This is a genomic window from Streptomyces sp. Tu 2975, assembly GCF_009832925.1.
Lineage (GTDB): Bacteria > Actinomycetota > Actinomycetes > Streptomycetales > Streptomycetaceae > Streptomyces.
Genome location: NZ_CP047140.1, coordinates 4,649,630 through 4,675,356 on the forward strand (window position 1 = coordinate 4,649,630; position 25,727 = coordinate 4,675,356).

General features: G+C 71.5%; 22 protein-coding genes and 1 pseudogene. 14 read left to right on the forward strand and 9 right to left on the reverse strand.

Annotated elements, in window-relative coordinates; translation table 11 throughout:
• Nucleotides 1–69 precede the first annotated feature (69 nt).
• The 3 genes and pseudogenes from GLX30_RS20670 to GLX30_RS20680 all read right to left on the reverse strand — a co-directional run bounded on the left by GLX30_RS20670 (nt 70) and on the right by GLX30_RS20680 (nt 3,444).
• The gene (locus GLX30_RS20670) at nt 70–951 is read right to left on the reverse strand and encodes an SDR family oxidoreductase (protein WP_159691087.1); all 882 of its coding nucleotides are present in this window, start codon (nt 949–951) and stop codon (nt 70–72) included.
• Nucleotides 948–1,883 (reverse strand): alpha/beta hydrolase, encoded by a 936-nt coding sequence (locus GLX30_RS20675; protein WP_244258477.1) that lies wholly within the window; start codon nt 1,881–1,883, stop codon nt 948–950. Before GLX30_RS20675 ends, GLX30_RS20670 begins: the two co-directional genes overlap by 4 nt.
• Nucleotides 1,883–3,444 (reverse strand): annotated as a pseudogene (locus GLX30_RS20680) (NAD(P)/FAD-dependent oxidoreductase). Before GLX30_RS20680 ends, GLX30_RS20675 begins: the two are co-directional and overlap by 1 nt.
• A gap of 172 nt (nt 3,445–3,616) precedes the next feature.
• On the opposite strand from GLX30_RS20680, the gene GLX30_RS20685 reads away from it, so the two are divergent.
• Nucleotides 3,617–4,243: a MerR family transcriptional regulator gene (locus tag GLX30_RS20685; protein ID WP_159695146.1), complete on the forward strand. Its 627-nt coding sequence runs from the start codon at nt 3,617–3,619 to the stop codon at nt 4,241–4,243.
• Between the two features lie 60 nt (nt 4,244–4,303).
• Here GLX30_RS20685 and GLX30_RS20690 read toward each other — a convergent pair whose 3' ends face one another.
• Nucleotides 4,304–7,618, reverse strand: coding sequence for a S41 family peptidase (locus GLX30_RS20690; RefSeq protein WP_159691090.1), 3,315 nt, complete (start codon nt 7,616–7,618; stop codon nt 4,304–4,306).
• 261 nt (nt 7,619–7,879) lie between these two features.
• On the opposite strand from GLX30_RS20690, the gene GLX30_RS20695 reads away from it, so the two are divergent.
• Together GLX30_RS20695 and GLX30_RS20700 are read left to right on the forward strand one after the other, a co-directional pair.
• A complete protein-coding gene (locus GLX30_RS20695; protein WP_159691093.1) occupies nt 7,880–8,452 on the forward strand; it encodes a TetR/AcrR family transcriptional regulator in 573 nt (190 codons plus the stop codon).
• Nucleotides 8,453–8,573: 121 nt separating this feature from the next.
• Complete coding sequence (locus GLX30_RS20700; RefSeq protein ID WP_159691096.1) at nt 8,574–10,739, forward strand: MMPL family transporter; 2,166 nt, start codon at nt 8,574–8,576, stop codon at nt 10,737–10,739.
• A gap of 187 nt (nt 10,740–10,926) precedes the next feature.
• On the opposite strand, the gene GLX30_RS20705 is transcribed toward GLX30_RS20700, so the two are convergent.
• Nucleotides 10,927–11,268: an SsgA family sporulation/cell division regulator gene (locus tag GLX30_RS20705; protein WP_159691099.1), complete on the reverse strand. Its 342-nt coding sequence runs from the start codon at nt 11,266–11,268 to the stop codon at nt 10,927–10,929.
• A gap of 175 nt (nt 11,269–11,443) precedes the next feature.
• Between GLX30_RS20705 and GLX30_RS20710 the strand changes: the two genes are divergently transcribed.
• From GLX30_RS20710 to GLX30_RS20740, 7 genes are all read left to right on the forward strand, one after another.
• Nucleotides 11,444–12,523: an energy-coupling factor ABC transporter permease gene (locus tag GLX30_RS20710; protein WP_159691102.1), complete on the forward strand. Its 1,080-nt coding sequence runs from the start codon at nt 11,444–11,446 to the stop codon at nt 12,521–12,523.
• Between the two features lies 1 nt (nt 12,524).
• Complete coding sequence (gene cbiQ, locus GLX30_RS20715; RefSeq protein ID WP_159691105.1) at nt 12,525–13,286, forward strand: cobalt ECF transporter T component CbiQ; 762 nt, start codon at nt 12,525–12,527, stop codon at nt 13,284–13,286.
• Complete coding sequence (locus GLX30_RS20720; RefSeq protein WP_159691108.1) at nt 13,283–14,041, forward strand: ABC transporter ATP-binding protein; 759 nt, start codon at nt 13,283–13,285, stop codon at nt 14,039–14,041. The genes cbiQ and GLX30_RS20720 overlap by 4 nt, the downstream gene beginning before the upstream one ends.
• A 2-nt stretch (nt 14,042–14,043) precedes the next feature.
• A complete protein-coding gene (locus GLX30_RS20725; protein ID WP_159695147.1) occupies nt 14,044–14,514 on the forward strand; it encodes a MarR family transcriptional regulator in 471 nt (156 codons plus the stop codon).
• 70 nt (nt 14,515–14,584) lie between these two features.
• Nucleotides 14,585–15,034 carry an organic hydroperoxide resistance protein gene (locus GLX30_RS20730; protein WP_159691111.1) on the forward strand — a complete coding sequence of 150 codons (450 nt, stop codon included), beginning with the start codon at nt 14,585–14,587 and terminating at the stop codon, nt 15,032–15,034.
• A 70-nt stretch (nt 15,035–15,104) separates the two neighbouring features.
• Nucleotides 15,105–16,295, forward strand: coding sequence for a serine hydrolase domain-containing protein (locus GLX30_RS20735; RefSeq protein ID WP_159691114.1), 1,191 nt, complete (start codon nt 15,105–15,107; stop codon nt 16,293–16,295).
• A complete protein-coding gene (locus GLX30_RS20740; RefSeq protein WP_159691117.1) occupies nt 16,292–17,074 on the forward strand; it encodes an SDR family NAD(P)-dependent oxidoreductase in 783 nt (260 codons plus the stop codon). Before GLX30_RS20735 ends, GLX30_RS20740 begins: the two co-directional genes overlap by 4 nt.
• 126 nt (nt 17,075–17,200) lie before the next feature.
• Here the strand turns inward: GLX30_RS20740 and GLX30_RS20745 are convergent, their stop codons facing one another.
• From GLX30_RS20745 to GLX30_RS20755, 3 genes are read right to left on the reverse strand one after another with little or no spacing between them, the layout of a single operon-like run.
• Nucleotides 17,201–18,085, reverse strand: a complete 885-nt coding sequence (locus tag GLX30_RS20745) for an EamA family transporter (RefSeq protein ID WP_159691120.1) — start codon at nt 18,083–18,085, stop codon at nt 17,201–17,203.
• A complete protein-coding gene (locus GLX30_RS20750) occupies nt 18,082–18,576 on the reverse strand; it encodes a YbaK/EbsC family protein (protein WP_159691123.1) in 495 nt (164 codons plus the stop codon). The genes GLX30_RS20745 and GLX30_RS20750 overlap by 4 nt, the downstream gene beginning before the upstream one ends.
• A gap of 55 nt (nt 18,577–18,631) precedes the next feature.
• On the reverse strand, nt 18,632–20,275 hold the full coding sequence (locus tag GLX30_RS20755; RefSeq protein ID WP_159691126.1) for a penicillin-binding transpeptidase domain-containing protein: 1,644 nt from the start codon (nt 20,273–20,275) through the stop codon (nt 18,632–18,634).
• Between the two features lie 563 nt (nt 20,276–20,838).
• Between GLX30_RS20755 and GLX30_RS20760 the strand changes: the two genes are divergently transcribed.
• Nucleotides 20,839–21,348: a hypothetical protein gene (locus GLX30_RS20760; protein ID WP_244258229.1), complete on the forward strand. Its 510-nt coding sequence runs from the start codon at nt 20,839–20,841 to the stop codon at nt 21,346–21,348.
• Between the two features lie 135 nt (nt 21,349–21,483).
• Here GLX30_RS20760 and GLX30_RS20765 read toward each other — a convergent pair whose 3' ends face one another.
• On the reverse strand, nt 21,484–23,214 hold the full coding sequence (locus GLX30_RS20765) for a phospholipid carrier-dependent glycosyltransferase (RefSeq protein WP_159691132.1): 1,731 nt from the start codon (nt 23,212–23,214) through the stop codon (nt 21,484–21,486).
• Nucleotides 23,215–23,277: 63 nt separating this feature from the next.
• Here GLX30_RS20765 and rsmI point away from each other — a divergent pair, with 63 nt between their 5' ends.
• The 3 genes from rsmI (at nt 23,278) to GLX30_RS20780 (ending at nt 25,694) form a co-directional block, all read left to right on the forward strand.
• Complete coding sequence (gene rsmI / locus GLX30_RS20770) at nt 23,278–24,132, forward strand: 16S rRNA (cytidine(1402)-2'-O)-methyltransferase (protein ID WP_159691135.1); 855 nt, start codon at nt 23,278–23,280, stop codon at nt 24,130–24,132.
• A 155-nt stretch (nt 24,133–24,287) separates the two neighbouring features.
• Nucleotides 24,288–24,791 (forward strand): hypothetical protein, encoded by a 504-nt coding sequence (locus GLX30_RS20775; RefSeq protein WP_159691138.1) that lies wholly within the window; start codon nt 24,288–24,290, stop codon nt 24,789–24,791.
• 33 nt (nt 24,792–24,824) lie between these two features.
• Complete coding sequence (locus GLX30_RS20780) at nt 24,825–25,694, forward strand: TatD family hydrolase (protein WP_159691141.1); 870 nt, start codon at nt 24,825–24,827, stop codon at nt 25,692–25,694.
• Nucleotides 25,695–25,727 lie beyond the last annotated feature (33 nt).

Here is a 25,727-nt window from a genome sequence, read left to right on the forward strand (position 1 = left end):
AGGCATGCCCCCCGGGGCTGCGACCAGCGTTGCACGCACGGACAAAGCACGCATTTCGATCAGTTACGCTCAGTGCTGCTGCTTCCGGCCCGCCTCGTCGGCCGCCCCGCCGGCCCCTACGAGGCCCGTGGAGACGCCGTCGAGGCGTGGTTCGAACCGGCGCATCTCGCGCTGTCCCACCGTGCCGATGACCGCAGGGAGATACCCGCGGATCGACTGCATCCCCCGCAGCCACCACTGCGCGTACACATGCGAGGAACGGCGTTCGATGCCGGCGACGATCCGGTCCACCGCGGGGCCGAGCGGATAAGTGCGGTTGGACGGCCACGGCAGCCGCTGCCGGAGCTCGCGCATCACGTCGTCCTGGTCGGCGCCGCGCACCATGTCGGTGTCCGTCCAGGACAGATACCCGACACCGACCCGCACCCCGCGATGGCCGACTTCGGCCCGCAGGCTGTGCGCGAACGCCTCCACACCCGACTTGGACGCGCAGTACGCCGACATCATGGGCGCGGGCGTGATCGCGGCGAGCGACGCGATCTGGAGGAAGTACCCGCGGCTCTCCAGGAGTACGGGCAGGAACGCCCGCCCCGTCACGGCGCTGCCGATCAGGTTGACCTCGATGACCCGCCGCCAGGCGACCGGGTCGGAGTGCAGGAACGGACCACCGGACGCCACACCCGCGTTGGCGACGACGATGTCGACCTTGCCGAAACGCTCCTTGACCTCCTGCGCGACCTCGGCCATCGCCTCGTGGTCGGTGACGTCCGCGTGCCAGTGGTCGCTCTCGCTGTGGAGCCGCTCGGAGACCTTCTTCAGTTCGTCCGGCTCGAGGCCGACCAGCGCCACCTTCGCGCCGCGCGCGGACAGTTTGCGTGCCAGCAGCTCGCCGACGCCGCGCGCCGCGCCCGTGACGACCGCGACCTGCCCTTCCAGGCTCACCCTGCTCATGCGGCTTCCTCCTTCGTGTCCAGGTACGCGCCGGCCAGCTCACGGATCTTGGCGGTGACGGCCTCCGGGGCCTCCACCGGTGTCATGTGGCCCGTCCCCGCGAGCTCCACCAGCTCGAGGCACTGCGGGAGTTCGGCGGCCAGCCGCCGTGCGTGCACCATCGGCGTGAGCCGGTCGGCGGTGCCGCCGACGACGATCGCGGGCACGTCCAGGGCCCGTACGCCCTTGTCGAGGTCGAGTTCGCCGAGGACCTGCGACCAGGCCACGCGGGCGGCCCGCGGGCAGGCGTGCACGATGCGGGCACATTCGTCGACCCGCTCCGGTGACGAACCGGGGCCCATCGTCCCGTACTTGAGGATGCGCCGGGACACGGGCGTGACCGGGCCGAGCGGCGCGCGGGCCCCGAGGATCAGATGCGTGAGCCTGGTCCGCAGCCGGCCCGGCCGCATCGGCAGGACGACGGACTCCTCGACCAGCCGGGCGCTGCCGGTGCTGCACAGCAGCACGGCCGCCGTGTGCTCGCGGAAGCCGGGCCGGCGGGCAGCGGCCATCATCGTCATGCCGCCCATGGAATGCCCGCCGAGCACGGCCTTCTCGCCCGGCACGAGGACGGCTGCGAGCACGGCCTCCAGATCGTCGGCCAGCCGCTCGGTACCCACAGCGCCCGCCGGCGTGCGTCCGTGGCCCCGCTGGTCGTACACGACGACGCGGTGGTCGGGGACCAGGTCCCGTATCTGGGCGGCCCAGAAGAGGGTGGAGCAGGTCCAGCCGTGGGCCAGCACGACCGCGGGGGCTCCCTCGGGGCCGTGCACCTCGACGTGGATGCGCGCTCCGTCGGCGGAGACCGCGGTCAGTTCACGGTCGGCGACGGGCGGGGCGTCGGTGCGACGCAGGAGCTGGGGGTCCCTCCCGGGCCGGAGGCTCTGGGGAATCACGCGACGACCTCCGCGTCCTTCGTGCCCGCGGCCTCCGCCGGCAGCGTGCCGGCGCCGGCCCGGACCACCTCGTACTCGGAGAGGTCCACGTGCCGGGTCGCATTGCGGAACTCGGTGGTGGTGCCGGGCCAGATCGTGGTGTTGCGGCCGTTCTGGTCCAGGTACCAGCTGGTGCAGCCGCCGGTGTTCCACACGGTGCGCTTCATCCGCTCCTGCACCCGCCGGTTCCAGGCGTGGACGGCGGAGGGGCGGGCGGCGAGGGCGGAGCCGGGGCCGAGCAGGTTCAACTGCCGCATGTAGTCGGCCATGTAGTTCAGCTGGGACTCGATCATCAGGATCATGGACGAGTTCCCGAGCCCGGTGTTCGGACCGATGATGGTCATCCAGTTGGGGAAGCCGGCGGCGGTCGCGCCGCGCAGCGACTCCATGCCGTCCTTCCACGCCTCGGCGAGCGTGATGCCCTCTGCGCCGACGACCCGTTCGGCGATCGGCATGTCGGTGACGTGGAAGCCGGTGCCGAAGATGATCGCATCGACCTCCGCCTCCACCCCTCCCCGGAGCCTCCGGCCCGGGGGCCGCCCCCACCGGCCACCACGGTGGAGCCGCGCACCTCGGTGAGCCCGGAGGCGACGACGTCCACGTTGGGCTGCGCGAGTGCCGGGTAGTACGTGCTGGAGAGCAGGATGCGCTTGCAGCCGATGCGGTAGTCGGGGGTCAGCTTGGCCCGCAGCGCCGGGTCCTTGATCGCCTTGCGCATGTTGGCCTTGGCGAGCCGCTCGACGAGCCCGAGCTCGTCGGGCCGCTTGGTGAACGCCTGGACCTGCAACTCACGGATGCCCCACAGCAGTCCGCGCCGCGCGGTACCGGTGAACGGCAGCTGCCGGTGCAGCCAGCGCTCCGCCCCCGAGATCTTCCGGTCGACGCGGGGCATCACCCACGGAGGTGTGCGCTGGAAGAGGGTGAGCTTCGCGACCTGGGGCTGGATCGACGGCACGATCTGGATCGCGGACGCGCCGGTGCCGACCATCGCGACGCGCTTGCCGCGCAGGTCGTAGTCGTGGTCCCAGCGGGCGGAATGGAAGACCTTGCCGGGGAAGCCGGCGAGGCCGGGGATGTCGGGCGTCTTCGGGTCGGACAGCGGCCCGGTCGCGGAGACGACGACCTCGGCGGTGAGCGTGCCCTGCGAGGTTTCGATCTCCCAGCGCAGCGCGTCGGCGTCCCAGCGCATCATCAGCACTTCGTGCTTCAGCCGCAGGTGCGGACGGAGCCGGAAGGTGTCGGCCACGTGCTCCAGGTAGGCGCGGATGTGCTCCTGGCCCGAGAAGGTCCGCGGCCAGTCGGGGTTGGGAGCGAAGGAGAACGAGTACAGGTGCGACGGGACGTCGCAGGCGCAGCCCGGGTAGTCGTTGTCCCGCCAGGTGCCGCCGACCGAGTCCGCGCGCTCCAGGACGACGAAGTCGGTGATTCCCTCGCGGCGCAGCCGGACGGCTGCACCGAGGCCCCCGAATCCGGATCCGATCACCGCCACTCGTACGTGCTCGTGCTGCTGCTGGCCCATGCCGCCGCCTCCCGCTGGAACGGTCCCGTACCGAACGCAAAAACGTTGCCAGCAATCACTGGCATGGTTGGGAGGGTAGAGCAGCTCCATACCGAGCGGTAGGGGTAGGACGCCACAAGTTACCGGCGGTACAACATAGGCTTCTGTTGTGAAGGAAGCGCGTGAGTACCGCATGGAGGAATTGGCCGAGAAGGCCGGCATCACGGTGCGCACCCTGCGCTTCTACCGCGAGCGGGGGCTGATACCGCCGCCCCGCCGGGAGGGCAGGATCGCCTGGTACGACGAGCACCACCTCGCCAGGCTCCGTACGATCGCCGCCCTGCTGGAGCGCGGTCACACCCTCAACGGCATCGCGGACCTGGCCACCGCCTTCGAGAGCGGACGGGACGTGGGCGAGGTCCTCGGCCTCGGCGAACCGACCGAGGAGACCCCGGTCCGCCTCACCCCCGAAGCGCTCGCCGACTACTTCGAGGGGCAGGTCACCCCGGAGAACCTGGCCACCGCGCTGGAGCTCGGCTACCTGGCGACGGACGGCGAGGAGATCGTCCACATCAGCCGCCGTCTGCTGGACGTCTCGGCCGCGCTGGTGCGCGAAGGCGTGCCCCTGTCCTCGGTGCTGGAGGCGGGCCGCCGGGTCCGTGTCCACGCGGATGCCCTGGCCGAACTGTTCGTCGACGTACTCACCACCCACAGCGCCGACGGGCAGTTGGACAGGCTCCGCCCGCTCGCGAAGAGCGTGGTGGAGGCGGAGCTGTCCATGGCGATGGACCGCCGTCTGCGCCAGAAGCCACCGGCCTGACCGCACCCCGGCCCGGACCCCGATCCAGAGGCCTGACCGGGCCATGGTTCCGAGGACGGTTCAGCGCGGCGGCAGCTGCGGCCTGCGCAGGTCGGGAACCTCGGAGTAGTCCGGGGGCACCGCGGCAGGGGCTGCCTTGAGCATGTCCAGGGCCAGCCGGATCGCGTCGTCGAGGCCCACATGGCGCCCCTCTGCCCAGTCCAGCGGCGTCCGCAGGGCGTACACGTCCGGTTCGACGCCGTGGTTCTCGATCGACCAGCCGTAGGCGTCGAACCATGCCGCGTTCATCGGGACCGTGATCACCGTGCCGTCACCCAGCCGGTGACGGCCCGTCATGCCGACGACGCCGCCCCACGTGCGGGTGCCCACCACCGGGCCGCGGCCGAGCAGTTTGAACGCGGCGGTGATCATGTCCCCGTCCGACGAGGTCGCCTCGTCCGCGATCGCGACGACCGGCCCGCGCGGCGCGTTGGAGGTGTACGAGACCGGCTGGGCGTTGCGGGTGAGGTCCCAGCCCAGGATCCTGCGGGTCAGCTTCTCGATGACCAGCTCGCTGATGTGCCCTCCGGCGTTGCCGCGGACATCCACGATCAGCGCCGGACGGGACACCTCCATACGCACGTCGCGGTTGAACTGGGCCCAGCCCGAGCCGCCCATGTCGGGGATGTGCAGGTAACCGCACTTGCCGCCGCTGGCCTCCCGCACCACAGCGCGCCGTTTGGCCACCCAGTCCTGGTAGCGCAGCGGCCGCTCGTCGACCAGCGGGACGATCGCGACCCGGCGCGGGGGGCCGGCGCCCTCGCCCTCCGCGGGCAGGAACGTCATCTCGACCGTCGTACCGCCGGCCGCGGAGAGCATCGGGTACGGTCCCGCCACCGGGTCGACCGGGCGGCCGTCCACGTGGGTGAGGACCGCGCCCTCCCTGATCCCCGTGCCGGCCAGCGGGGAGCGGGCCTTGGAGTCGGAGGAATCGCCCGGCAGGATGCGCTTGACCACCCATTTTCCGTCCCGGCAGACGAGGTTCGCGCCCAGCAGGCCCATGGCCCTCTGGTAGTGCGGCGGGCCTTCGTTGCGCCGGGCACCGGTGACATAGGCGTGGGAGGTGCCCAGTTCGCCGAGGACCTCGCGCATCAGGTCGGCGAACTCGTCGGGGGAGGCCACCCGTTCGACCAGCGGCCGGTACTGCTCCAGCACCCCGTCCCAGTCGATCCCGCACATGTCCGGTGCCCAGAAGTAGCCGCGGATGATGCGGCCGGCCTCCGCGTAGGCCTGGCGCCATTCGGCCACCGGGTCCACCTCGTGCAGGATGCGGCGCAGGTCGAGGAAGACGGTGGAGTCGAGGTCGCCGGTCTCCGTGGCGGGCACGGCACGCAGGTCGCCCTCGTCGACGACGACCAGCCGGGTGCCGTCGCCGCTCACCGCGAACCAGTCGAGATGGCCGACGAGTTCGGTCTTGCGCGCCTTGGAGATGTCGAAGTGCTCCAGCGTGGGCCTGCCGGAGGTGTCGGCCGGGTTGACGAACGTCTCGCCCAGCGCGCCGGAGATGGGCCAGCGCAGCCAGACGAGGCCGCCGCCGGCGACCGCGTGCAGCGCCGAGTACTTGGAGGCGGCGACCGGGAACGGCGTGACCCGGTTCTCCAGGCCCTCGATCTCCACGAGCACCGCGCTGTCGGGCGACTCCTCCAGCGGGTCGAGCCCGCCGGCGGCCGGCCGGCCCTCCGGGGTGAGAGCGAAGGGCGAGGGCGTCGCGGAGGACAGCGGCACCAGATACGGGCGGCAGCCGAGCGGGAAGGACAGGTCGCCGGTGTGCACGTCGTAGACCGGGTCGAAGCCGCGCCAGGAGAGGAAGGCGAGATAGCGGCCGTCGCGGGTGAAGACCGGATTCTCGTCCTCGAAACGGCCGTTGGTGACGTCGACGATCGTACGGTCGGCGATCCGGGCCATCCTGATCTGCCGCAGCGAGCGTCCGATGCCGGGGTGCGACCAGGTCAGCCAGTGCCCGTCGGGGGAGAACGACAGGTCCCGCACGGGCCCGTTGACGGAACGGACCAGTTCGGTGACCTCGCCCGTGGACTCCTCCGTCGTGTCGATCAGGAGCAGCCGGCCGTCGTGGGAGGCGATGGCGATCCGTTCGCCCTCGCTGTCGGCGGCCAGTTCCAGCACCCGTCCCAGCTGTCCCGACGCGAGCCGGCGCGGCTCACGGTCGCCGGTCGCCCGGGGCAGGTACGCGATCTCGACGGCGTCCTCGCCGTCCGCGTCCGTGACGTAGGCGACCTGCCCGCCGCTGCCCAGCATCGCCGGCAGCCGTACCCGCACGCCGGGGGTGTCCGCGATTGTGCGGGCGGGGCCGTCGCGGTGGGTGAGCCAGTACAGGCTGCCGCGCACGTTGACGGCGCTGGCCCGCCCCGTCTCGTCGACCGAGATCGCGCCCACATGGCTGGCGGCCGGTACCTGATAGGTCCGCCGGCCGGCGCGCGGCCCGCCGAGCCGTACCTCCAGCTTGCGCGGCACCGAGTCGGGCGTGGTCAGGTCCTCGACGATCCACAGATCGCCACCGCACTGGTACACGACCCGGTGGCCGTCGCTCGCGGCGTGCCGGGCGTAGAAGGCGTCGTGGTCGGTGTGGCGCAGCAGTCCCGTCCCGTCGGGGCGGCAGGAGTAGAGGTTGCCCACGCCCTCGTGGTCGGAGAGGAACGCGATCCGGCCGTCGTCCTCCGACCACCGGGCGGCGCCGTTGCCGTGGATGAACATGGGGCAGTCGAGGTGCCCGTTCAGGTCGGGGAGCAGCTGCTCGCCGTGCAGCCACAAACGGCCGGTCGCGCCGCCGCGGTAGCGCTTCCACGCGGCGGGCTCGTGCGGCGGCTTGCCGGTGAGCAGCAGGGTGCGCCGCTCGCAGCCGGTGCCGCCGGCCTGGGAGGGACCCTCGGACTCGTCGGTGACGGCGATGTCGGAGACGGGTCCCCAGGGGAGCCGGCCGCCGGGGGAGCCGTCGGTCGGGACGCTGTAGGCCCAGGAGAAGTACGAGAAGGGCTGGCCGTGCGAAGAGACGGCGAGGATCTGGCCGTCGGGGGTCCAGCCGCAGACCCGGGTGTCGGTCGAGCCCCAGTAGCTGAGCCTGCGCGCGGGGCCGCCCTCGACGGGCGCGAGATGGATCTCGGGGTCGAGGCTGCGCCAGTTCGTGTAGGCGATGTGCCGGCCGTCGGGCGAGAAGCGGGGGTGCCCGACCCTGGTGCGGTCCACGGTCAGCCGCCATGCCCGGTCGGGCTGTTTCCCCTCCGGGACCAGCGGCGCGATCCACAGGTCGTCCTCGGCGGCGAAGCACAGCAGGTCGCCGTACAGATGCGGGAAGCGGAGATACGCGGCGTCGTCACTCACCCCCCAATGCTTTCCGTGCCCAAGGGCCGCGGCAACTTGTGGGCCGGGGCGGATCCCGTGGAGGTCCGGTCTGCGGCGCTACCCATGGGCCTGACCGGGAGGAAACGTCCGTGGCGCGGCACCGTCCGCGGCGTGAACGTCAGTGGCCGGGAAGTCCGTGACCGAGGCCACAATCGAAACGGTTTCGTTTCGATGGAGGCGCGGGTACCCTCGAAGTGTACGAAACAGTTTCGTTCGATCGACTGCGACCGGGAGGCAGGCATGACACGCAGCCGGCTCACCCCGGAGCGCGAGGCGCAGTTGTACGAAGCCGTGCTCGACCTGCTCCGCGAGGTCGGTTACGACGCCCTGACCATGGACGCCGTGGCGGCCCGCACGCGCTCCAGCAAGGCCACGCTCTACCGCCAGTGGAAGAGCAAGCCCGAGCTCGTCGCCACGGCGCTCAAGCACGGCAAGCCGGTGCATGTCGGCGACATCGACACCGGCACCCTGCGCGGCGACTTCCACGCCATGATCGGACGCACCGACGACTGCCAGATGGAGAAGGACTCCGCACTGATGCGGGGTCTGGCCCAGGCGATCCACGCCCACCCCGATCTCCACGAAGCCCTGCGTGAGCTGCTCATCGAGCCGGAGATCACCGGACTCGACGCGCTGCTGCGGCGGGCCGTGGACCGGGGTGAGGTCAGCGCGGACAACCCGGCACTGGGTTATGTACCGCACATGCTGGTCGGCGCGTTCGTCGTCCGGCATCTGATCGAGGACCGCACACCCGACCAAGCCTTCCTCACCGACTATCTCGACGCCGTGGTCCTCCCCGCCCTCGGCGTCTGACCTCCCCGGGTCGCGACACCCCCTCCCCGCTGCACCACAGCACAGCACCTGACGCGCGCCGCTCTCGTCGTCGGGCCGGCTCCCCATGCCCTGTTCACCCTCATATACGGGAGTAGCCCTCGTGGCCACGTTTCTCTACAAGCTAGGACGGTCCGCCTTCCGGCGTCGCCGTCTCGTCGCCCTGCTGTGGGTGGCGCTGCTCGCCGTCGCCGGGGTCGGCGCGGCCACCGCGTCCACCGCCACCTCCTCCTCGTTCTCCATCCCAGGGACGGAGGCCCAGAAGGCCTTCGACCTGCTGGAGGAGCGCTTCCCCGGCGGCAGCGCCGACGGCGCGACCGCCCGGGTGGTCTTCAAGGCCCCCGACGGCGAGAAGATGACCGACGCCGGTCACCGCGCCGAGGTGGAGAAGGCCGTTTCCGAGCTCAAGGACGGCTCCGACCAGATCGCGGCGGTCAACGACCCGTACACCGCCAAGGCGGTCTCCCGGGACGGCTCCACCGCGTACGTCTCCGTCACCTACGCCGTCAGCTCGATGGAGCTGACCGACGCGACGCGTGAGGCGCTGGAGGAGACCGGCACCGAGGCGCGCGAAGCGGGCCTGACGGTGGAGATCGGCGGCGACGCGCTGCAGGCGGTCCCCGAGACCGGGGCCGGCGAGATCATCGGTGTCGTCGTCGCGGGCATCGTCCTCGTCATCACCTTCGGTTCGCTGGTCGCCGCCGGACTGCCGCTGCTCACCGCGATCATCGGCGTCGGCATAGGCATCTCCACGATCACCGCCCTGGCGAACGTCCTCGACCTCGGCTCCACCACCTCGACCCTGGCGATGATGATCGGCCTGGCGGTCGGCATCGACTACGCGCTGTTCATCGTCTCCCGCTACCGCGCCGAACTGGCCGAGGGCAAGGAGCACGAGGAGGCGGCCGGACGGGCCGTCGGCACGGCGGGCTCCGCGGTCGTCTTCGCCGGCCTCACCGTGGTGATCGCCCTCGTCGGCCTGGCCGTGGTGAACATCCCGATGCTCACCAAGATGGGCTTCGCCGCCGCCGGCACCGTGGTCATCGCCGTCCTGATCGCCCTCACCCTGATCCCGGCGCTGCTCGGCTTCGCGGGCAAGCGGGTGCTGGGCCGCAAGGTGCGCAAGGGTGCGCCCGTCTCCGACAAGCCGAACGCCGGCACCCGCTGGGCGCGCTTCGTGCTGCGTCGCCCCGTCGCCGTGCTCCTCGCCGGCGTCGTGGGCCTCGGAGCCATGGCGATACCTGCCGCGTCGCTGGAGATGGGTCTGCCCGACGACGGCGCCCAGCCCACGAGCACCACCCAGCGCAAGGCGTACGACCTGCTCTCCGACGGCTTCGGGCCCGGCTTCAACGGCCCGCTTATGGTCGTCGTCGACGGCGGCAAGAGCGTGGCGGACCGTACGGTCGAGGTCATCCAGGGCCTGGACGGCGCCGCCGCCGTCACCCCGCCGACCCTCAACAAGGCCGGCGACACCGCGATGATCACGGTCATCCCCAAGGACCGGCCGTCCTCGGTCCAGACCGAGGACCTGGTGCACGACATCCGCGACCGGAGCGGTGACGAGGTGCTCGTCACCGGCGCCACCGCGATGAACATCGACTTCTCGCAGAAGATGAACGACGCGCTGCTGCCCTACCTGGCGCTCGTCGTGGGTCTCGCCTTCCTGCTGCTGATGGTGGTCTTCCGGTCGGTGCTGGTGCCGATCAAGGCAGCCCTCGGATTCCTGCTGTCGGTCGTCGCGGCACTCGGCGCGGTCGTGGCCGTGTTCCAGTGGGGCTGGCTGGGCTCGGTGTTCGGTGTCGAGCAGACCGGCCCGATCATGTCGATGATGCCGATCTTCATGGTGGGCGTCGTCTTCGGTCTCGCCATGGACTACGAGGTCTTCCTGGTCACCCGGATGAGGGAGGCGTACGTCCACGGCGAGCGGCCGGGCGAGGCGATCGTCACCGGCTTCCGCCACGGGACCCGGGTGGTGGCCGCCGCGGCCGTCATCATGATCGCTGTCTTCTCCGGTTTCATCGGCTCAAGCGAGCAGATGGTCAAGATGATCGGCTTCGGCCTCGCGATCGCCGTCTTCTTCGACGCCTTCGTGGTCCGCATGGCGATCGTGCCGGCGGTGCTGGCTCTGCTCGGCCACAAGGCCTGGTGGCTGCCCCGCTGGCTGGACCGGGTACTGCCGAACGTCGACGTGGAGGGCGAGAAGCTCCACAAGGAGCTCGCCGACAGCCCCGGCGACCCCGACGGGGACCGGGAGTTGGTCCGCGTCTGACAGTTCCCTGACCAGGGACACAGAACTCCGGAGGTGCCCGGTGGCGCGGCCTTTGCCGCGCCACCGGGAAAGCGGACCTCCGGCGCCGCGACGGCACCGTGGGGACGGGGGCCGTCACGGAAGAGGTGGCCGTATCCGCGTGACGCGGATACGGCCACCTGTTTGCTGTGTGTCCGCGGGGGACCGGTCAGAGCGCCGGAGTCGCCACCGCGTAGGTGTGGCGGAGGAACCGGAGCAGCGTCTGCGAGTCGAACTGGACCACCGCGACACCGTCCGAGGTGTGGAACTCGAGGATCGCCTGGACGCGTCCGCAGGGCCAGATGCCGATGTCACCGTCCCGGGTGGGGGCCCGCAGCCCCGACTCGAGGAGCTCACGCGGGAACGTCCACTCCTTGCCGCTCGGGAACGCGAAACTGACGGTCGCGGGATCCTCGGCGGGGTCGTAACTCAGGAAGACGCGCACTGGTCGGTGCTGAGGAGCGTCGGTGACGATCCGGCCACTTGCCTGCTCTTTGACGGCGTGCGACATCGGCAAGCTCCTCACACTCTCGTCCGCTTTGTCTCTAATGTCCCATATTTCGGATGGGATGGTCCGCTGTCCTCCGTGGAACCCTGTTCATTTGTGATCCATGCGCTCTTGCAAGTCATTTGCAGCAGAGCACTATCATTGGGCACTTCCTCATCTGTCCGAAGCGGAGTTCTCCATGCATGTCCCCGACGGATTCATCAACACGCCCGTCTCGGTGGCCGCCGGAGTCGTCGCCGCCGGCGCGGTCGCCGTCAGCCTCCGCGGCGCCCGCCGTGAGCTGGGCGGATCCCCGGCCGAGCTCCCCGGCGCCGACCGCACCGCACCGCTCGCGGGGCTCGTCGCCGCCTTCGTCTTCGCCGTTCAGATGCTCAACTTCCCCGTCGCCGCCGGCACCAGCGGCCATCTGCTCGGCGGGGCGCTCGCGGCCATCCTCGTAGGGCCGTTCACCGGCGTGCTGTGCATAGCCGTCGTGCTGCTGATGCAGGGCATCCTCTTCGCCGACGGCGGACTCACCGCGCTCGGCGTCAACATCACCGTCATGGGCGTCGTCACCGTCCTCGTCGCGTACGGACTCTTCCGCGGCCTGGTCAAGATCCTGCCGCGCAGCCGCCGCTCCGTGACCGCCGCCTCCTTCGTCGCCGCGCTGGTGTCCGTCCCGGCGGCCGCCGCGGCCTTCACCCTCCTTTACGCGATCGGGGGTCTGACCGAGGTCCCGATCGGCTCCGTCCTCACCGCGATGGTCGGCGTGCACGTCCTGATCGGCATCGGCGAGGCCGTGATCACCATGCTGACCGTGGGCGCGGTCATCGCCGTACGGCCCGACCTGGTGTACGGCGCCCGCGGCCTGTCGGCACCGCTGAAGCTTCGCGTCGGCGGCCGGCTCGTCGACGCTCCGGCGGCTGCCGGACCGGCGCCCGCCGCCACCCGCTCGCCGCGCCGGCTGTGGCTCGGCGGTCTGGTGACAAGTCTCGTGCTCGCCGGTTTCGTCTCCTTCTACGCCTCCGCCGACCCCGACGGTCTGGAGAAGGTCGCCGCCGACAAGGGCATCGACCGGACCGTCGAGGAGCACGCCGCCGCCGATTCGCCGCTCGCCGACTACGGCGTCAAGGACGTCTCCGACGCCCGGCTCTCCGGCGGCCTCGCCGGCGTGATCGGGGTCGGCGCGACGGTGGCCATCGGCAGCGGCGTCTTCTACGTGATCCGCCGCCGCCGCAGCGAGGAATCCGAGCCGGAATCCGCTCGGGGAGCGGTCTGACATGGGTGGGGGCCACGCCCACAAGCTCTACCGGCACGGCTGCTCGCCGGTGCACACGCTCCCGGCGCACTGCAAGCTCCTCGCCGTCCTCGGGTTCGTGCTGGTCGTGGTCTCCACCCCGCGCGAGGCGGTCTGGGCCTTCGGGCTGTACGCGGTGCTGCTCGGCACGGTCGCGGCGGTGGCCCGGATCCCCTCCGGCTTCCTGCTGAAGCGGCTGCTGATCGAGATCCCGTTCGTGGCCTTCGCCCTGCTGATGTCGTTCGTGGTGCCCGGTGAGCAGACGGACGTGCTGGGGATCCCGCTCTCCGTCCCCGGCCTGTGGGGAGCGTGGAACATCCTTGCCAAGGGCACGCTGGGCGTCGCAGCCTCCGTGATCCTCGCCTCGACGACCGAACTGCGCTCCCTGCTCCTCGGCCTTCAGCGGCTGCGGCTGCCGTCGCTGCTGGTCCAGATCGCCTCCTTCATGATCCGCTACGGCGACGTCATCGCCGACGAGATGCGCCGGATGTCGATCGCCCGCCGCTCGCGCGGGTTCGAGGCGCGCGGGGTACGCCACTGGGGTGTGCTGGCCAAATCCGCCGGGGCCCTGTTCATCCGCTCGTACGAGCGTGGCGAACGGGTGCACCTGGCCATGGTCAGCCGGGGGTACACCGGAACGATGCCGGTCCTCGACGACGTGCGGGCGACCAGGGTCCAGTGGTCGTACGCCGCCGCACTGCCCGTGACCGCGCTCGCGGTCTGTCTGCTGGGATGGACGCTATGAACGTGACGCCCCCCTCTCTCGACGTGCGCGGGCTCGCCTACGCCTATCCCGACGGCCACCAGGCGCTGTTCGGCGTCGACCTGACGGTCGGGCGCGGCGAGCGGGTCGCCCTCCTCGGTCCCAACGGCGCGGGCAAGACCACGCTCGTCCTCCACCTCAACGGCATCCTGGCCGGCGGGGTCGGCACCGTCTCCGTCGCCGGGCTGCCGGTCGGGCGCGAGAACCTCGCGGAGATCCGCCGCCGCGTCGGCATCGTCTTCCAGGACCCGGACGACCAGTTGTTCATGCCGTCCGTCCGGGAGGACGTGGCGTTCGGCCCGGCGTCGTCCGGGATGCGCGGCCCCGAGCTGGAGGCCCGGGTCATGGCAGCGCTGGACCGGGTCGGTATGGCCGAGTTCGCCGACCGCCCGCCGCACCATCTGTCGTTCGGGCAGCGCCGCCGGGTCGCGGTCGCGACCGTGCTCGCGATGGAGCCGGAGATCCTGGTGCTCGACGAGCCCTCGTCCAACCTCGACCCGGCCTCGCGCCGCGAACTGGCCGACATCCTGCGCGCGTTGGACGTCACCGTGCTGATGGTGACCCACGATCTGCCGTACGCGCTGGAGCTCTGTCCGCGCTCGGTGATCCTCAGCGACGGGGTCGTCGTCGCCGACGGCACCACGCAGGAGCTGCTGGGCGACGACGGTCTGATGCGCGCGCACCGGCTGGAGCTGCCCTTCGGCTTCGATCCGAGGTCCGTGACAATAGGCGCGTGAACATGGGGCGTGGATACGAGGACCGGAGCGGGGCGGCGGCGTCGCTGCTGCTCGACGACCAGCTGTGCTTCGCGCTGTACGCGGCGCAGCGGGCTGTCACGGCCGCCTACCGCCCGCTGCTCGCCGAACTCGGCCTGACCTACCCGCAGTACCTCACGATGCTGGTGCTGTGGGAGCGCGGCGAGATTCCGGTCAAGGAGCTGGGGGCCGCGCTGCGGCTCGACTACGGCACCGTCTCGCCGCTGCTGAAGCGGCTGGAGGCGGCGGGTCTTGTGCGCCGGGAGCGCTCCGCCGCCGACGAGCGCTCGGTGCGGCTGGTCCTGACCGAGGAGGGTGAGGCGATGCGCGAACGGGCGGAGGCGGTGCCGGCCCAACTGCTGGTGAGTACGGGCCTGGAGGGGGCGGAGATCGCGCGGCTCCGCGCCGATCTGCACCGGCTCGCGGACGCGGCGGCGAGGGCTACCCCCGAGTAAGGAGCGTCTCCCCGCTCGGATACATTGTGCGCGATGTAATCGGACCGGTGCACACACTCGGGGACGCAGCATGAGCGAACAGGTCGACACGGTCGACACCCGCCCCACCAAGATCATGTACGTGGCCGAGGCCACTGCCCACGGCGGCCGCGACGGCTATGTGACGAGCCACGACGGGCAGATCGAACTCCGCGTCGCCATGCCGCCCGCCCTCGGCGGCGACGGCCGCGGCACCAATCCGGAACAGCTCTTCGCCGCCGGCTACAGCGCCTGCTTCCACAACGCCCTGGTGCTCGTCGGACGCCGCGCGGGCCTCGACCTCACCGGCTCGACCGTCGCCGCCAAGGTCGGCATCGGGCCCAACACGGCACGCGGGTACGGGCTCGCCGTCGCGCTCAACGTCTCGCTGCCGCTCGTGGACCAGGACCTCGCCGCGCGGCTCGTGGCCGCCGCCCACCAGGTCTGCCCGTACTCCAACGCCACCCGCGACAACATCGACGTCTCCATCGTCCTCAGCTGACCCGTCCGGGGGAGACCGCCGGGACCGCCCCGCGGTCGGAGTGGTCCGGACCACGTTGCACCATGGGGGGATGGATCGCAGCGAAGGAGCAGACGTGGTGGACGTCCGGGGCACGGTGGCGGACGGCTACGAGGCGGTCGCGGACGCCTTCGCGCGCAACTTCGAGCAGCGCGGCGAGCGCGGGGCGGCCGTCGCCGTCTACCGCGACGGGCGCAAGGTCGTCGACCTGTGGGCAGGCACCCGGGACGTGGACGGGCACGAGCCGTGGGCCCTCGACACCGCGCAGGTCGTCCGCTCCGCCACCAAGGGCGTCGCCGCGGCCGTCGTCCTCCTGCTCCACCAGCGCGGCCAGATCGACCTGGACGCGCCGGTCGGCACGTACTGGCCGGACTTCAAGGCGGCCGGCAAGGAACGCGTACTCGTCCGCCACCTTCTCGCACACCGCGCGGGCCTGCCGGTGCTGGACCGTCCGCTCACCCCGGCGCAGGCGGCGGACGGCGTCGACGGACCGGCCGCCGTCGCCGCGCAGGCGCCCGTCTGGGAGCCGGGCACCGAGCACGGCTACCACGCGCAGACCTACAGCTGGCTGCTGGGCGAACTGGTGCGCCGGGTCACCGGACGCGGCATCGGCCGCTGGGTCGCGGAGGAGATCGCCCGCCCCCTCGGCCTGGACCTGTGGATAGGACTGCCCGGCGAAGAGGCCCACCGGGTCGGCAGACTCGGTCCCGTCGGGGAACCCCCGGCCGCCGAGGGCGGCGGCCTCCGGCTGCGCCCCAGGCGGTCCGTGGCGGAGGCGTACCGCGACCCCGCGTCCCTCACTCGCCGCGCCTTCGAAGCCATCGACCCGTTCCCCGACGAGAACGACCCCGCCTACCGCGCCGCCGAACTCCCCGCGTCCAACGGCATATCCACCGCCCGCGCACTCGCCCGCTTCTATGCGGCGACCATCGGCGACGTCGACGGCGGTCGCCGGCTCTTCGCGCCCGCCACGCTCACACTCGCCCGCACCGAGGAGTCCGCCGGACCCGACCGGGTCCTGGTGGTGCCCACCCGCTTCGGGCTCGGCTTCATGCTGCACGGCCCCGCGTCGCCCCTGCTCGGACCGGGGTCCTTCGGCCACCCCGGCCGCGGCGGCTCGCTCGGCTTCGCCGATCCCGAATCGGGCATCGCCCTCGGCTACACGACCAACGGCATGCGCAAGGGCGTTACCGCCGACCCCCGTGCCCAGGCCCTGATCAGGGCGGTACGTTCGGCCCTATGAGACGTTTCGAGGGCTACGGGGCACTGATCACCGGCGGCGCGCGCGGCATCGGCGAGGCCACGGCACGCAGGCTGGCGTCCGAGGGCGCGCGGGTCCTGATCGCCGACGTCGACGAGGACGCCGCGGAACGGACCGCGGCCGGGATCGACGGTGCGGCCTTCATCCGCTGCGACGTCGCCGAACGGGCGTCGGCGGAGGCGGCCGTGGCCGACGCGGTGGAGCAGTTCGGATCCCTTGACGTACTGGTCAACAACGCGTTCTCGGCCTCCCGGCACTTCGGATCGCTCGAGGAACTGCCGGACGACGGCTGGCAGCAGGACCTGGACGTCACGCTCACCGGCGCGCTGCGGTGCGCACGCGCCGCATGGCCGCATCTGGCGGCTCATGGACGCGGCGCGATCGTCAACATCGGCTCCGTCAACGCCGAACAGGACTTCGGCGGCCACGCCTACAGCGCGGCCAAGGCCGGCCTGGCGTCGCTGACCCGCACGCTGGCGGGCGAGGGCGCAGCGCGCGGCATCCGGGTCAACCAGGTCAACCCCGGTACGATCCGGACCCGTTCGTGGGCGGGCCGGGAGAAGAGTCTCGAGGTCCTGAGCGGTGTCTACCCGCTCGGCCGGGTCGGCGAGCCCGAGGACATCGCCGCGGCGGTCGCCTTCCTCGCCTCACGGGACGCGACGTGGATCACGGGTACGACGCTGCCGGTCGACGGCGGGCTGCTGGCCGTCAACACCGGATTCCGGCAGATGGTGGTGGACGAGCGCGCGGCGGAGCGGTAGCGCAGCCGCGGGCCCGCGGCCCGCGGCCGGGGGAGCATCGGGCCTCAAGCCGGCTCCGGTCAACGGGAACGCCCGCCTGACGGGCCGGTCACCAGGGAACGCCCGCAGCCCGCCCGCCGTGAGGCGTCAGCCGGCCGTCAGCATCAGGCCGATGCCCGCCACCATCAGGACCGCCGCCGCGATCCGCGGGCCACCGAAGCGTTCCTTGAAGAACAGCGCGCCGATCGCCGCGCCCACGATGATCGACGACTCGCGCAGCGCCGCGATGGGCGCGAGCGGCGCACGTGTCTGGGCCCAGAGCACCAGTCCGTACGCGGTGACCGCCATCGCCGCGCCCAGCAGCCCGCGACCGGCGTACGGCAGCAGTTGCGGCCACAGCGCGGCCCGGCGGACGTGTATCGCGTAGAGGACCAGCGGTATGCCCTCCAGGATCATCAGCCAGGCGATGTAACCGGCCGCCGTACCGCCCGCCCGCACACCCATCCCGTCGATCACGGTGTACGCGGAGATCGACAGGCCCGTCGCGAGCGCGGCCGTCACCGCCGGCCAGTGCGGCCGCGCGGCCTCCCCTGCCCGGCCCTCGCCGGCCCGGCGTCCCAGCGGCAGGACGCCCCACACCGCGAGACCGACGAGCCCGGCCGAGGCGACCACTACGCCCGCCAACTGCCCGCCGCTGACGCGTTCGTCGACGAACAGGGCGGCAGCGGCGGTCACCACCAGCGGGGCCGTGCCGCGGGCGATCGGATACACCTGGCCGAAGTCCCCGAGGCTGAACGACCGCAGCAGCAGCGCGTGATAGCCGACGTGCAGGACCGCCGACGCGATCAGATACGGCCAGGCGCCGGCGGCCGGGACCGGCACGAACGGCGCCATCAGCCCACCGATGACCGACGCGCCCCCGACGATCAGGGTGAAGACGACCAGCCGGTCCTTGATCCGGTGCGCGAGCGCGTTCCAGCCGGCGTGGGTCAACGCCGCGGCGAGGACCGCACCGGCGACCAGAGGGGTCACGCGGTGCGCTCGCGGACGTCCACCAGGGTGCCGCCCGCGTGCGCGATCAGGGACTTCGGGTCGAGCGGGAAGACCGTGTGCGGCGTTCCGGCCGCCGCCCACACCACGTCGTGGTCGAGCAGCCCCCGGTCGGCCAGCACCCGGGTGCGGGTGCGGTGGCCGAACGGCGGGACGCCGCCGATGGCGTAGCCCGTCGTCTCCCGCACCAGGTCGGCGTCGGCGCGCTTCACGGACTCGGCGCCGAGCTCCTGCCGTACCCGCTCCACGTCCACCCGCGACGAGCCGTCCATCAGCACGAGCACCGGCGCCCCGTCCGCGGTGAAGATCAGCGACTTGACGATCTCGCTGACGTCGCAGCCGATGGCCTCGGCGGCCTGCGCGGCGGTGCGGGTCGCGTCCGGGAAGCGGCGCACCGGGACGTCGAGACCGAGCTCGCGCAGGGCCTCGGCGAAACGGGGGTGGGCGCCGGTGGTGTCGTCGTGAGTGCTCATGGCCCGCACGCTAGCGGTAGCTGTACGGGCCATGCGAACGGTTTCGCCGGGTCGCTCAGCGCGCGTTCAGCACCCGGGCGACGGTGCTGCCCGCCGAGTCGCCGCCGTGTCCGCCGGCCTGTACGACCGCAGCGGCGGCCAGGTCGTCGGCGTAGGCGGTGAACCAGCTGTTGGAGTCGCCCTGGCCGTCGACCTCCGCCGAGCCGGTCTTCGCTCCCTTGTCGCCGCCGACGGACGCCATGGCCGCCGTCGCCGTGCCGGAGCCCACGGTGGCAGCACGCATCATCTGCCGCAGGGACGCCGCCATCGAGGCCGGCAGCCGCTGCGCGGTCGCCAGTTCACGGTCGTCCAGGCTCTGCGGAACGATGACCGGCTGCTTGAAGCCGCCGTTCCTCACGGTGGCGGCGATGGACGCGACATTCAGTGCGTTCATCTGGATCTGGCCCTGCCCGATGTACGAGGCGGCGGTCTCCGAACCCGCCGACTCCGGGACCTTCCCGTCGACGGTGACGACGCCGGTCTTCCAGTTGAGGCCGATGCCGAAGTACTTGGCGGCGGTCTCGCCGAGCGCTGTGCCCGCGGCTGCGCCCAGCGGCTTCACCGGCTTGATGAAGGTGGTGTTGCAGGAGCGTGCGAAGGCCTGCTGGAACGTCGCGCCGGGGATCGAGAAGTCCTTGAGGTTGTGGAACTCCCGCTCCCAGGTCACCGTCGACGGGCACTCGACCGGCGAGTTCGGCCCGTTCACCAGCCCCTTGTCCAACATCATCGCGGCCGTCACGATCTTCATCGTCGATCCGGGCGCCTGCGCTCCCTGGAACGCCGTGTTGAAGCCCTCCGCGGGGGTGTTGGCCACCGCCTTGATCTCTCCCGTGCTGGGCTGGACCGCGACGACGGACGCCTTGGCGTAGTCGTTCACGGTCTTCTCGGCAGCCGCCTGCACCCCGGCGTCCAGCGTCGTGCGCAGGGTGCCGGGCTTCCCATCGGTCAGGGTCAGCAGACTGCGGTCGGGCACGTTCGCGTCGGCGGAGGTGATCGCCAGCTCGATGCCCGGCGTGCCGCCCACCTTGTCCCCGTACTCCTTGCGCAGCGCGTCGAGGACCGGACCGAGCGAGGGGAACTTCTCCTCGCTGAGCTCGACACCGTTGTCGTCGAACGCCTTGATCGGCGGGGCCGACGCCTCCGCCGTGACGAGCGAGGCGCCCGCGGTGAGTTCGGGATGGACGACGGACGGCTGCCAGTCGACCAGCGCCTTGCCCGTCGTGAGCCCGCGCACCACGGTCAGCTTCGAGGCGTACGACCAGGGCTTGCTCTTCCCCTCGTACGTCACCGTCGCCTCCACGGTGAACGGCACCGTCGCGCTCGTCGCCGGGCCGGCCTTGATGACGGCCTTGGAGACGCGTGCTTGCGTCGTGAAGCCCGTGAGCAGCGGCTCGGCCTCCGCCTTGTTGTTGGTCAGCTGCGCCGCTTCAGGACCCTTGCCGGCGGCCCAGGCCGCGAGGAACTCCGTCGCGGTCTCCTCGATCTCGTCCGCGCTCGGCGGGCCGCTCCGTTTCTCGCCCGACGCGGCCTTGGTGCTCGCGCCACCGCCCCCGCTCGAGCCGGTGAGCCCGTTGTACAGGTTGTAGCCGCCGTAACCCACGCCACCGGCGACCACCACGAACGCGCCGGCGATGATGCCGACCTTTGCTCCGCTGCGCATGACCGCAGCCCCCTCCCCAGAGTGTGCATGCCTTGAACATGTTCAAGGCATGAGTCGTTCGCACTCTACGTGACAGGAGTGACACAGGAGGCGGTCGTTATGGGAACGCGACGCGACCGCGATGTCAGGGCTCCCGGCCCGGACCGCCCATGGCTCCGGGGCCGGGCCGGGGCCGTCGTCACATGCCTTCCGTGTGCGTCAGTCGCTGCTCGGCATCGGCGACATGGCCCCGGACCGGCGGTAGAGCGCTGGAGAGCACTCGACGACAGAACGGCCGCCGGCCGATACACGGTCACCGCTCAACCGTCGGCCGTGCCGAGGTCGATCACGAGCATCACGGTGTCGTCGTGCCCGATCGCTCTGCGCTCCGCGGCTTGTCCTGTCGCTTGTCGGCCAGGGCGTTCGCGGCGACTCGTCCGCTCGGGTGGACGGTCGCGCGTCCGGTTTGGTCCGACTGGTCGGATCTTCCGGTGGGTCGCGCCGGGACGTTCGGGCGGCGGCGGAGCCGAGGTTATGAATGCGTCACCGGACCATCCATGAGCATCAACCTCAGGAGTCACACGATGCGCCCCATCAGAGCAGCCTGTCTCGGCACGGCCACTGCGCTGGTCACCCTTCTCGCCTGCGTCCCTGTCGCGGCCGCCTCCGCGACGGACACCGGTTCCGCCCACGCCGAGGGCAAGGACAGGGTCATCACACTCATCGGCCGGCTCGCGGAGCAGTCGCGCTTCCCCGTCAACCCGGGCGGCGCCCCTGCCCAGGGCGATCGGACCGTCGTCCGCTCGATCCTCTTCGACAAGGCCGGCAATGAGGTCGGCGAGACCGCCGGTACCTGCACCACCACCCGGGTCGAGAACGGCGGAGCGGAGGTGTGCAACGTGACCTACACCCTCCCGGGCGGCCAGCTCTCCGTGCAGGGGATGGTCTTCGGCCACCTCGTCCCGGGCCCTCCCCCTTCGTTCGACAACGGGATCACCGGCGGCACCGGAGAATACGACCGGGCTCGTGGCTCGGTCCACGCGGACACGATCGCTCCGGGCACGAGGCGCTTCACGATCAACCTCAAGCACTGACCGGCACAGCATCGAGCAGGGCCCTCCCCGGCCCGTCTGCGGGCCGTCGGAGGGTGGCCGGCGGCCGCCGCCGGCAGCCGGCCACCACGAAGAGGGCGCGGCTTGCGGCCGCGCCCTCTTCGTGTTCCTGCCCGGCTACACCCAGGTGTCCAGCCACATGCGGTTGCGCCACTCGTCGACCGGGATCGGCGTGCCCGTGTAGATCGGCCAGAAGTAGATGAAGTTCCAGACGATCAGCAGGACCAGTACGCCCGCGCCGATCGCGCCGATCGCGCGGCGGCGTTCGTCGGAGCCGGGTGGGCCGAGGATCGCGCCGATCATCATCGCCACCGCGAGGCACAGGAACGGGACGAACACGACCGCGTAGAAGAGGAAGATCGTGCGCTCCTGGTACATCAGCCACGGCGCCCAGCCCGCGGCGAACGCGCACAGGATCGCACCCGCGCGCCAGTCACGGCGGAAGAGCCAGCGCCACAGGGCGTAGCAGATCGCGAAGCAGGCGGCCCACCACAGGAGCGGCGTGCCGAGGGCCAGGACCTCCGCGGCGCACTTGTCGACCGCGTCCTTCGGGCAGCCCTCGACGCCGGGCTTCGGGTCCTCGTAGTAGTACGAGACCGGGCGGCCGAGGATCAGCCAGCTCCACGGGTTGGACTCGTAGGTGTGGCCGGAGGTCAGGCCGACGTGGAAGTCGTAGACCTGGGTCTCGTAGTGCCAGAAGCTGCGCCACCAGTCGGGGAAGAGCCAGCCCCAGTCGCTGTCCTTGCCGGCGCCGGTGGAGGCCCAGTTCCGGTGGTAGCCCTTGTCCGTGACCAGCCACCCGGTCCACGAGACCATGTACGTCACCAGCGCCACGGGCACGACGGAGACGAACGCGGGGACGAGGTCCTTCTTCAGCACGGCGAGATACGGCCGGACCGCGCCGGCCGTGCGGCGCGAGCCCACGTCCCACAGCACGGTCATCAGGCCGAACGCGGCCATGATGTACAGCCCGTTCCACTTGGTGCCCGCCGCCAGGCCCAGCATCACCCCGGCCGTCAGCCGCCACGGCCGCCACCCCAGGCCCAGGGTCTCCGCGACGCGGGCGTCCGGACGCAGCGTGCCGTCGTCGTCCTCCGGCAGCGCCGCCGCGAGCCTGCGCCGTGCCTGGTCGCGGTCGAGCACCAGCGCGCCGAACGCCGCCAGTACGAAGAACATCAGCACCAGGTCGAGCAGAGCCGTGCGGCTCATCACGAAGTGCAGGCCGTCCACGGCCAGCAGCAGACCCGCGAGGCAGCCGAGGAACGTCGAACGGAACAGCCGCCGGCCGATGCGGCAGAGCATCAGCACCGACAAGGTGCCCAGCAGGGCGACCATGAACCGCCAGCCGAAGGGTGAGAAGTCGATCATCTTCTCGCCGAGACCGATGATCCACTTGCCGACCGGGGGGTGGACCACATAACCGGGATCGGTGGGGATCGCGACGGCCGACGGGTCGGCGAGGATCGACTTGTCGACGTTCTTGGGCCAGCTTCCCTCGTACCCCTGGTTGATCAGCGCCCAGGCGTCCTTGGCGTAGTACGTCTCGTCGAATATCACCGCATGGGGCTGCCCCAGGTTCCAGAACCGCAGCAGGCCCGCGACCAGGGCGACCAGCAGCGGCCCGCCCCACGCGGCGACGCGGAGCATGGGTTCCACCGCCCGCGGCGGGATGCCGAAGACCGCCCACACCTGCCGGGACGGCCGGGTGAACGGCGGCACCAGCCGGTCCCGTAGCCCGATCACTGGCCGGGGCGTATAGCCGAAGCGGCGCAGCCGGCTCTCCCAGCCCGGCGGCTGCTGTTCGGCGTCGTCCTTGCCCCGCAGGGGCTGTGGCGCGGTACTGGTCACCGCGCCATCGTAGGGAACACGGCTGTGCGATCGGTGCTCGGCGGTGCTGGGAGGATGGCGAGTGTGACTGGAACGCTGGTACTCGCAGGGACGCCCATCGGTGATGTCGCGGACGCGCCGCCCCGGCTCGCCGCCGAACTGGAGGGCGCCGACATCGTCGCCGCCGAGGACACCCGGCGGCTGCGCCGGCTGACCCAGGCCCTCGGTGTGCACACCCGGGGCAGGGTCGTCTCCTACTTCGAGGGCAACGAGGCGGCCCGGACACCGGAGCTGGTGGAGGCGCTGTCCGGCGGTGCGCGGGTGCTGCTCGTCACCGACGCGGGCATGCCCTCCGTCTCCGACCCCGGCTACCGGCTGGTCGCCGCCGCGGTGGAGAAGGACATCAAGGTCACCGCCGTACCCGGCCCGTCCGCCGTGCTGACCGCTCTCGCGCTGTCGGGGCTGCCCGTGGACCGCTTCTGCTTCGAGGGCTTCCTGCCCCGCAAGGCGGGTGAACGGCTCGGCAGGCTCCGCGAGGTCCAGGGCGAGCGCCGCACTCTCGTCTACTTCGAGGCGCCGCACCGCCTCGACGACACGCTCGCCGCCATGGCGGAGGTCTTCGGCGAGGGCCGCAGGGCCGCCGTCTGCCGGGAGCTGACCAAGACGTACGAGGAAGTGAAGCGCGGCGGTCTCGGCGAGCTGGCGGCGTGGGCGGCGGAAGGCGTCCGCGGTGAGATCACCGTCGTCGTCGAGGGCGCGCCCGAGTCCGGGCCGGAGGAACTCGGCGCGGACGAGCTGGTGCGCCGGGTCCAGGTGCGGGAGGAGGCGGGGGAGCGGCGCAAGGAGGCCATCGCGGCGGTCGCCGCCGAGGCGGGGCTTCCCAAGCGGGAGGTCTTCGACGCGGTCGTCGCGGCGAAGAACGCGGCTCGACCCGCGTAGGCGGAGAATAAAGGTCTATCGTGAAAAGCAAAGCGCAGACCGTGGCCTGACCGCTTTTCCGTATGGAAAACCCCAAGACCGCTCGATCGATCTACAGGCGCTGGTGCGCTCCCGCCGGAAAAGGCGTCCACTGGATCAGGTGGAGAGGAGCTGGCATGAGTGAGACCACACCCGCGAAGGTGCATGAGGAGTATTCCTTCGCGTGCATGCGTTGCGGGCACGGCTGGGAGCAGTCCTACGACATCGAGCACCATGTCGACCCGTCGGGCCAGGAATTCGTCGTCTACAAGTCGGACGGGCGGCGGGTCCCTTCGCCGCTGTCCAGCCCGACCTGCGTCAACTGCGGCGGCCACGTCGTACGGATCATGCGGGCGGGGCGGGTCTCCACGGTGCAGAATTTGATGGGACTGACCGAGACGGGTTCCACCGCCGCCGGCGCCGTGCCGCAGGTGTCCCCCGCCGGTCCGCTGCCGGGCGAGGAAGTGCCCGATCCGCGGGCGGACCGGCCCGCCGGCAGGCCCACCGCGTCCGCGCCGGCGCCGTCCGGATCGACGGCGGAGGAGGCCGTGGCGGAAGGCGGGACGGGCGGGGAGCCCGCGCCCGAGGAGCACCACTGGCACCTCTCCGACCTGCTGCACCCCTTCCACCACCGCAAGTGAGCGACCAGGGGGCGGTTCCGTAGGATCGCGCCCATGAGTTCGAAATCCGCACCGCCGCCACTGCCCGAACCGCTCGGTGTCGCGGTCGCCGATTCGCACACCCACCTGGACATGCAGGAAGGCACCGTCGAGGAGGCCCTCGCCAGGGCGGCCGCGGTCGGTGTGACCACGGTCGTCCAGGTGGGCTGCGACATCAAGGGCTCCCAGTGGGCCGCGGAGACCGCCGCCGCGCACCGCGAGGTGCACGCCGCGGTCGCCCTGCACCCCAACGAGGCGCCCAGGATCGTGCTCGGCGACCCGGACGGCTGGTCGCGGCAGGGCGCACGGGACGCGGGCGGATACGCGGCGCTCGACGACGCCCTCGCCGAGATCGACCGGCTGGCCGCCCTCGACGTGGTCAAGGCCGTCGGCGAGACCGGACTCGACCGCTTCCGCACCGGCCCTGAGGGAATGGCCGCGCAGGAACAGTCGTTCCGGGCGCACATCGAGATCGCGAAACGGCACGGCAAGGCGCTCGTCATCCACGATCGCGAGGCGCACGCGGATGTGCTGCGCATTCTGGCGGAGGAAGGCGCGCCGGAGCGCACGATCTTCCACTGCTATTCGGGTGACGCGGAAATGGCCGAAGTCTGCGCGGCCGCCGGTTACTTCATGTCCTTCGCCGGCAATGTGACCTTCAAGAACGCGCAGCCGCTGCGCGACGCGCTCGCCGTCGCGCCCGCCGATCTCGTGCTGGTAGAGACGGACGCGCCCTTCCTCACCCCCGCGCCGTACCGCGGACGGCCCAACGCCCCGTATCTGATTCCGGTCACGCTCCGGGCCATGGCGCAGGTCAGGGGAACCGACGAGGACACGCTGGCGGCGGCGATCGCGGCCAATACCGCCCGGGCGTTCGGCTACTGACCCGATCCGGGCGACCTTGCACATCGCAACGCT

Excerpts from the sequence above, each read along its gene's own strand:
- GLX30_RS20670 (WP_159691087.1), bottom strand. The coding sequence starts at position 951 with ATGAGCAGGGTGAGCCTGGAAGGGCAGGTCGCGGTCGTCACGGGCGCG.
- GLX30_RS20685 (WP_159695146.1), top strand. The coding sequence starts at position 3,617 with ATGGAGGAATTGGCCGAGAAGGCCGGCATCACGGTGCGCACCCTGCGC.
- GLX30_RS20695 (WP_159691093.1), top strand. The coding sequence starts at position 7,880 with ATGACACGCAGCCGGCTCACCCCGGAGCGCGAGGCGCAGTTGTACGAA.
- GLX30_RS20705 (WP_159691099.1), bottom strand. The coding sequence starts at position 11,268 with ATGTCGCACGCCGTCAAAGAGCAGGCAAGTGGCCGGATCGTCACCGAC.
- GLX30_RS20710 (WP_159691102.1), top strand. The coding sequence starts at position 11,444 with ATGCATGTCCCCGACGGATTCATCAACACGCCCGTCTCGGTGGCCGCC.
- cbiQ (WP_159691105.1), top strand. The coding sequence starts at position 12,525 with ATGGGTGGGGGCCACGCCCACAAGCTCTACCGGCACGGCTGCTCGCCG.
- GLX30_RS20720 (WP_159691108.1), top strand. The coding sequence starts at position 13,283 with ATGAACGTGACGCCCCCCTCTCTCGACGTGCGCGGGCTCGCCTACGCC.
- GLX30_RS20725 (WP_159695147.1), top strand. The coding sequence starts at position 14,044 with ATGGGGCGTGGATACGAGGACCGGAGCGGGGCGGCGGCGTCGCTGCTG.
- GLX30_RS20730 (WP_159691111.1), top strand. The coding sequence starts at position 14,585 with ATGAGCGAACAGGTCGACACGGTCGACACCCGCCCCACCAAGATCATG.
- GLX30_RS20735 (WP_159691114.1), top strand. The coding sequence starts at position 15,105 with ATGGATCGCAGCGAAGGAGCAGACGTGGTGGACGTCCGGGGCACGGTG.
- GLX30_RS20740 (WP_159691117.1), top strand. The coding sequence starts at position 16,292 with ATGAGACGTTTCGAGGGCTACGGGGCACTGATCACCGGCGGCGCGCGC.
- GLX30_RS20750 (WP_159691123.1), bottom strand. The coding sequence starts at position 18,576 with ATGAGCACTCACGACGACACCACCGGCGCCCACCCCCGTTTCGCCGAG.
- GLX30_RS20755 (WP_159691126.1), bottom strand. The coding sequence starts at position 20,275 with ATGCGCAGCGGAGCAAAGGTCGGCATCATCGCCGGCGCGTTCGTGGTG.
- GLX30_RS20760 (WP_244258229.1), top strand. The coding sequence starts at position 20,839 with ATGCGCCCCATCAGAGCAGCCTGTCTCGGCACGGCCACTGCGCTGGTC.
- GLX30_RS20775 (WP_159691138.1), top strand. The coding sequence starts at position 24,288 with ATGAGTGAGACCACACCCGCGAAGGTGCATGAGGAGTATTCCTTCGCG.
- GLX30_RS20780 (WP_159691141.1), top strand. The coding sequence starts at position 24,825 with ATGAGTTCGAAATCCGCACCGCCGCCACTGCCCGAACCGCTCGGTGTC.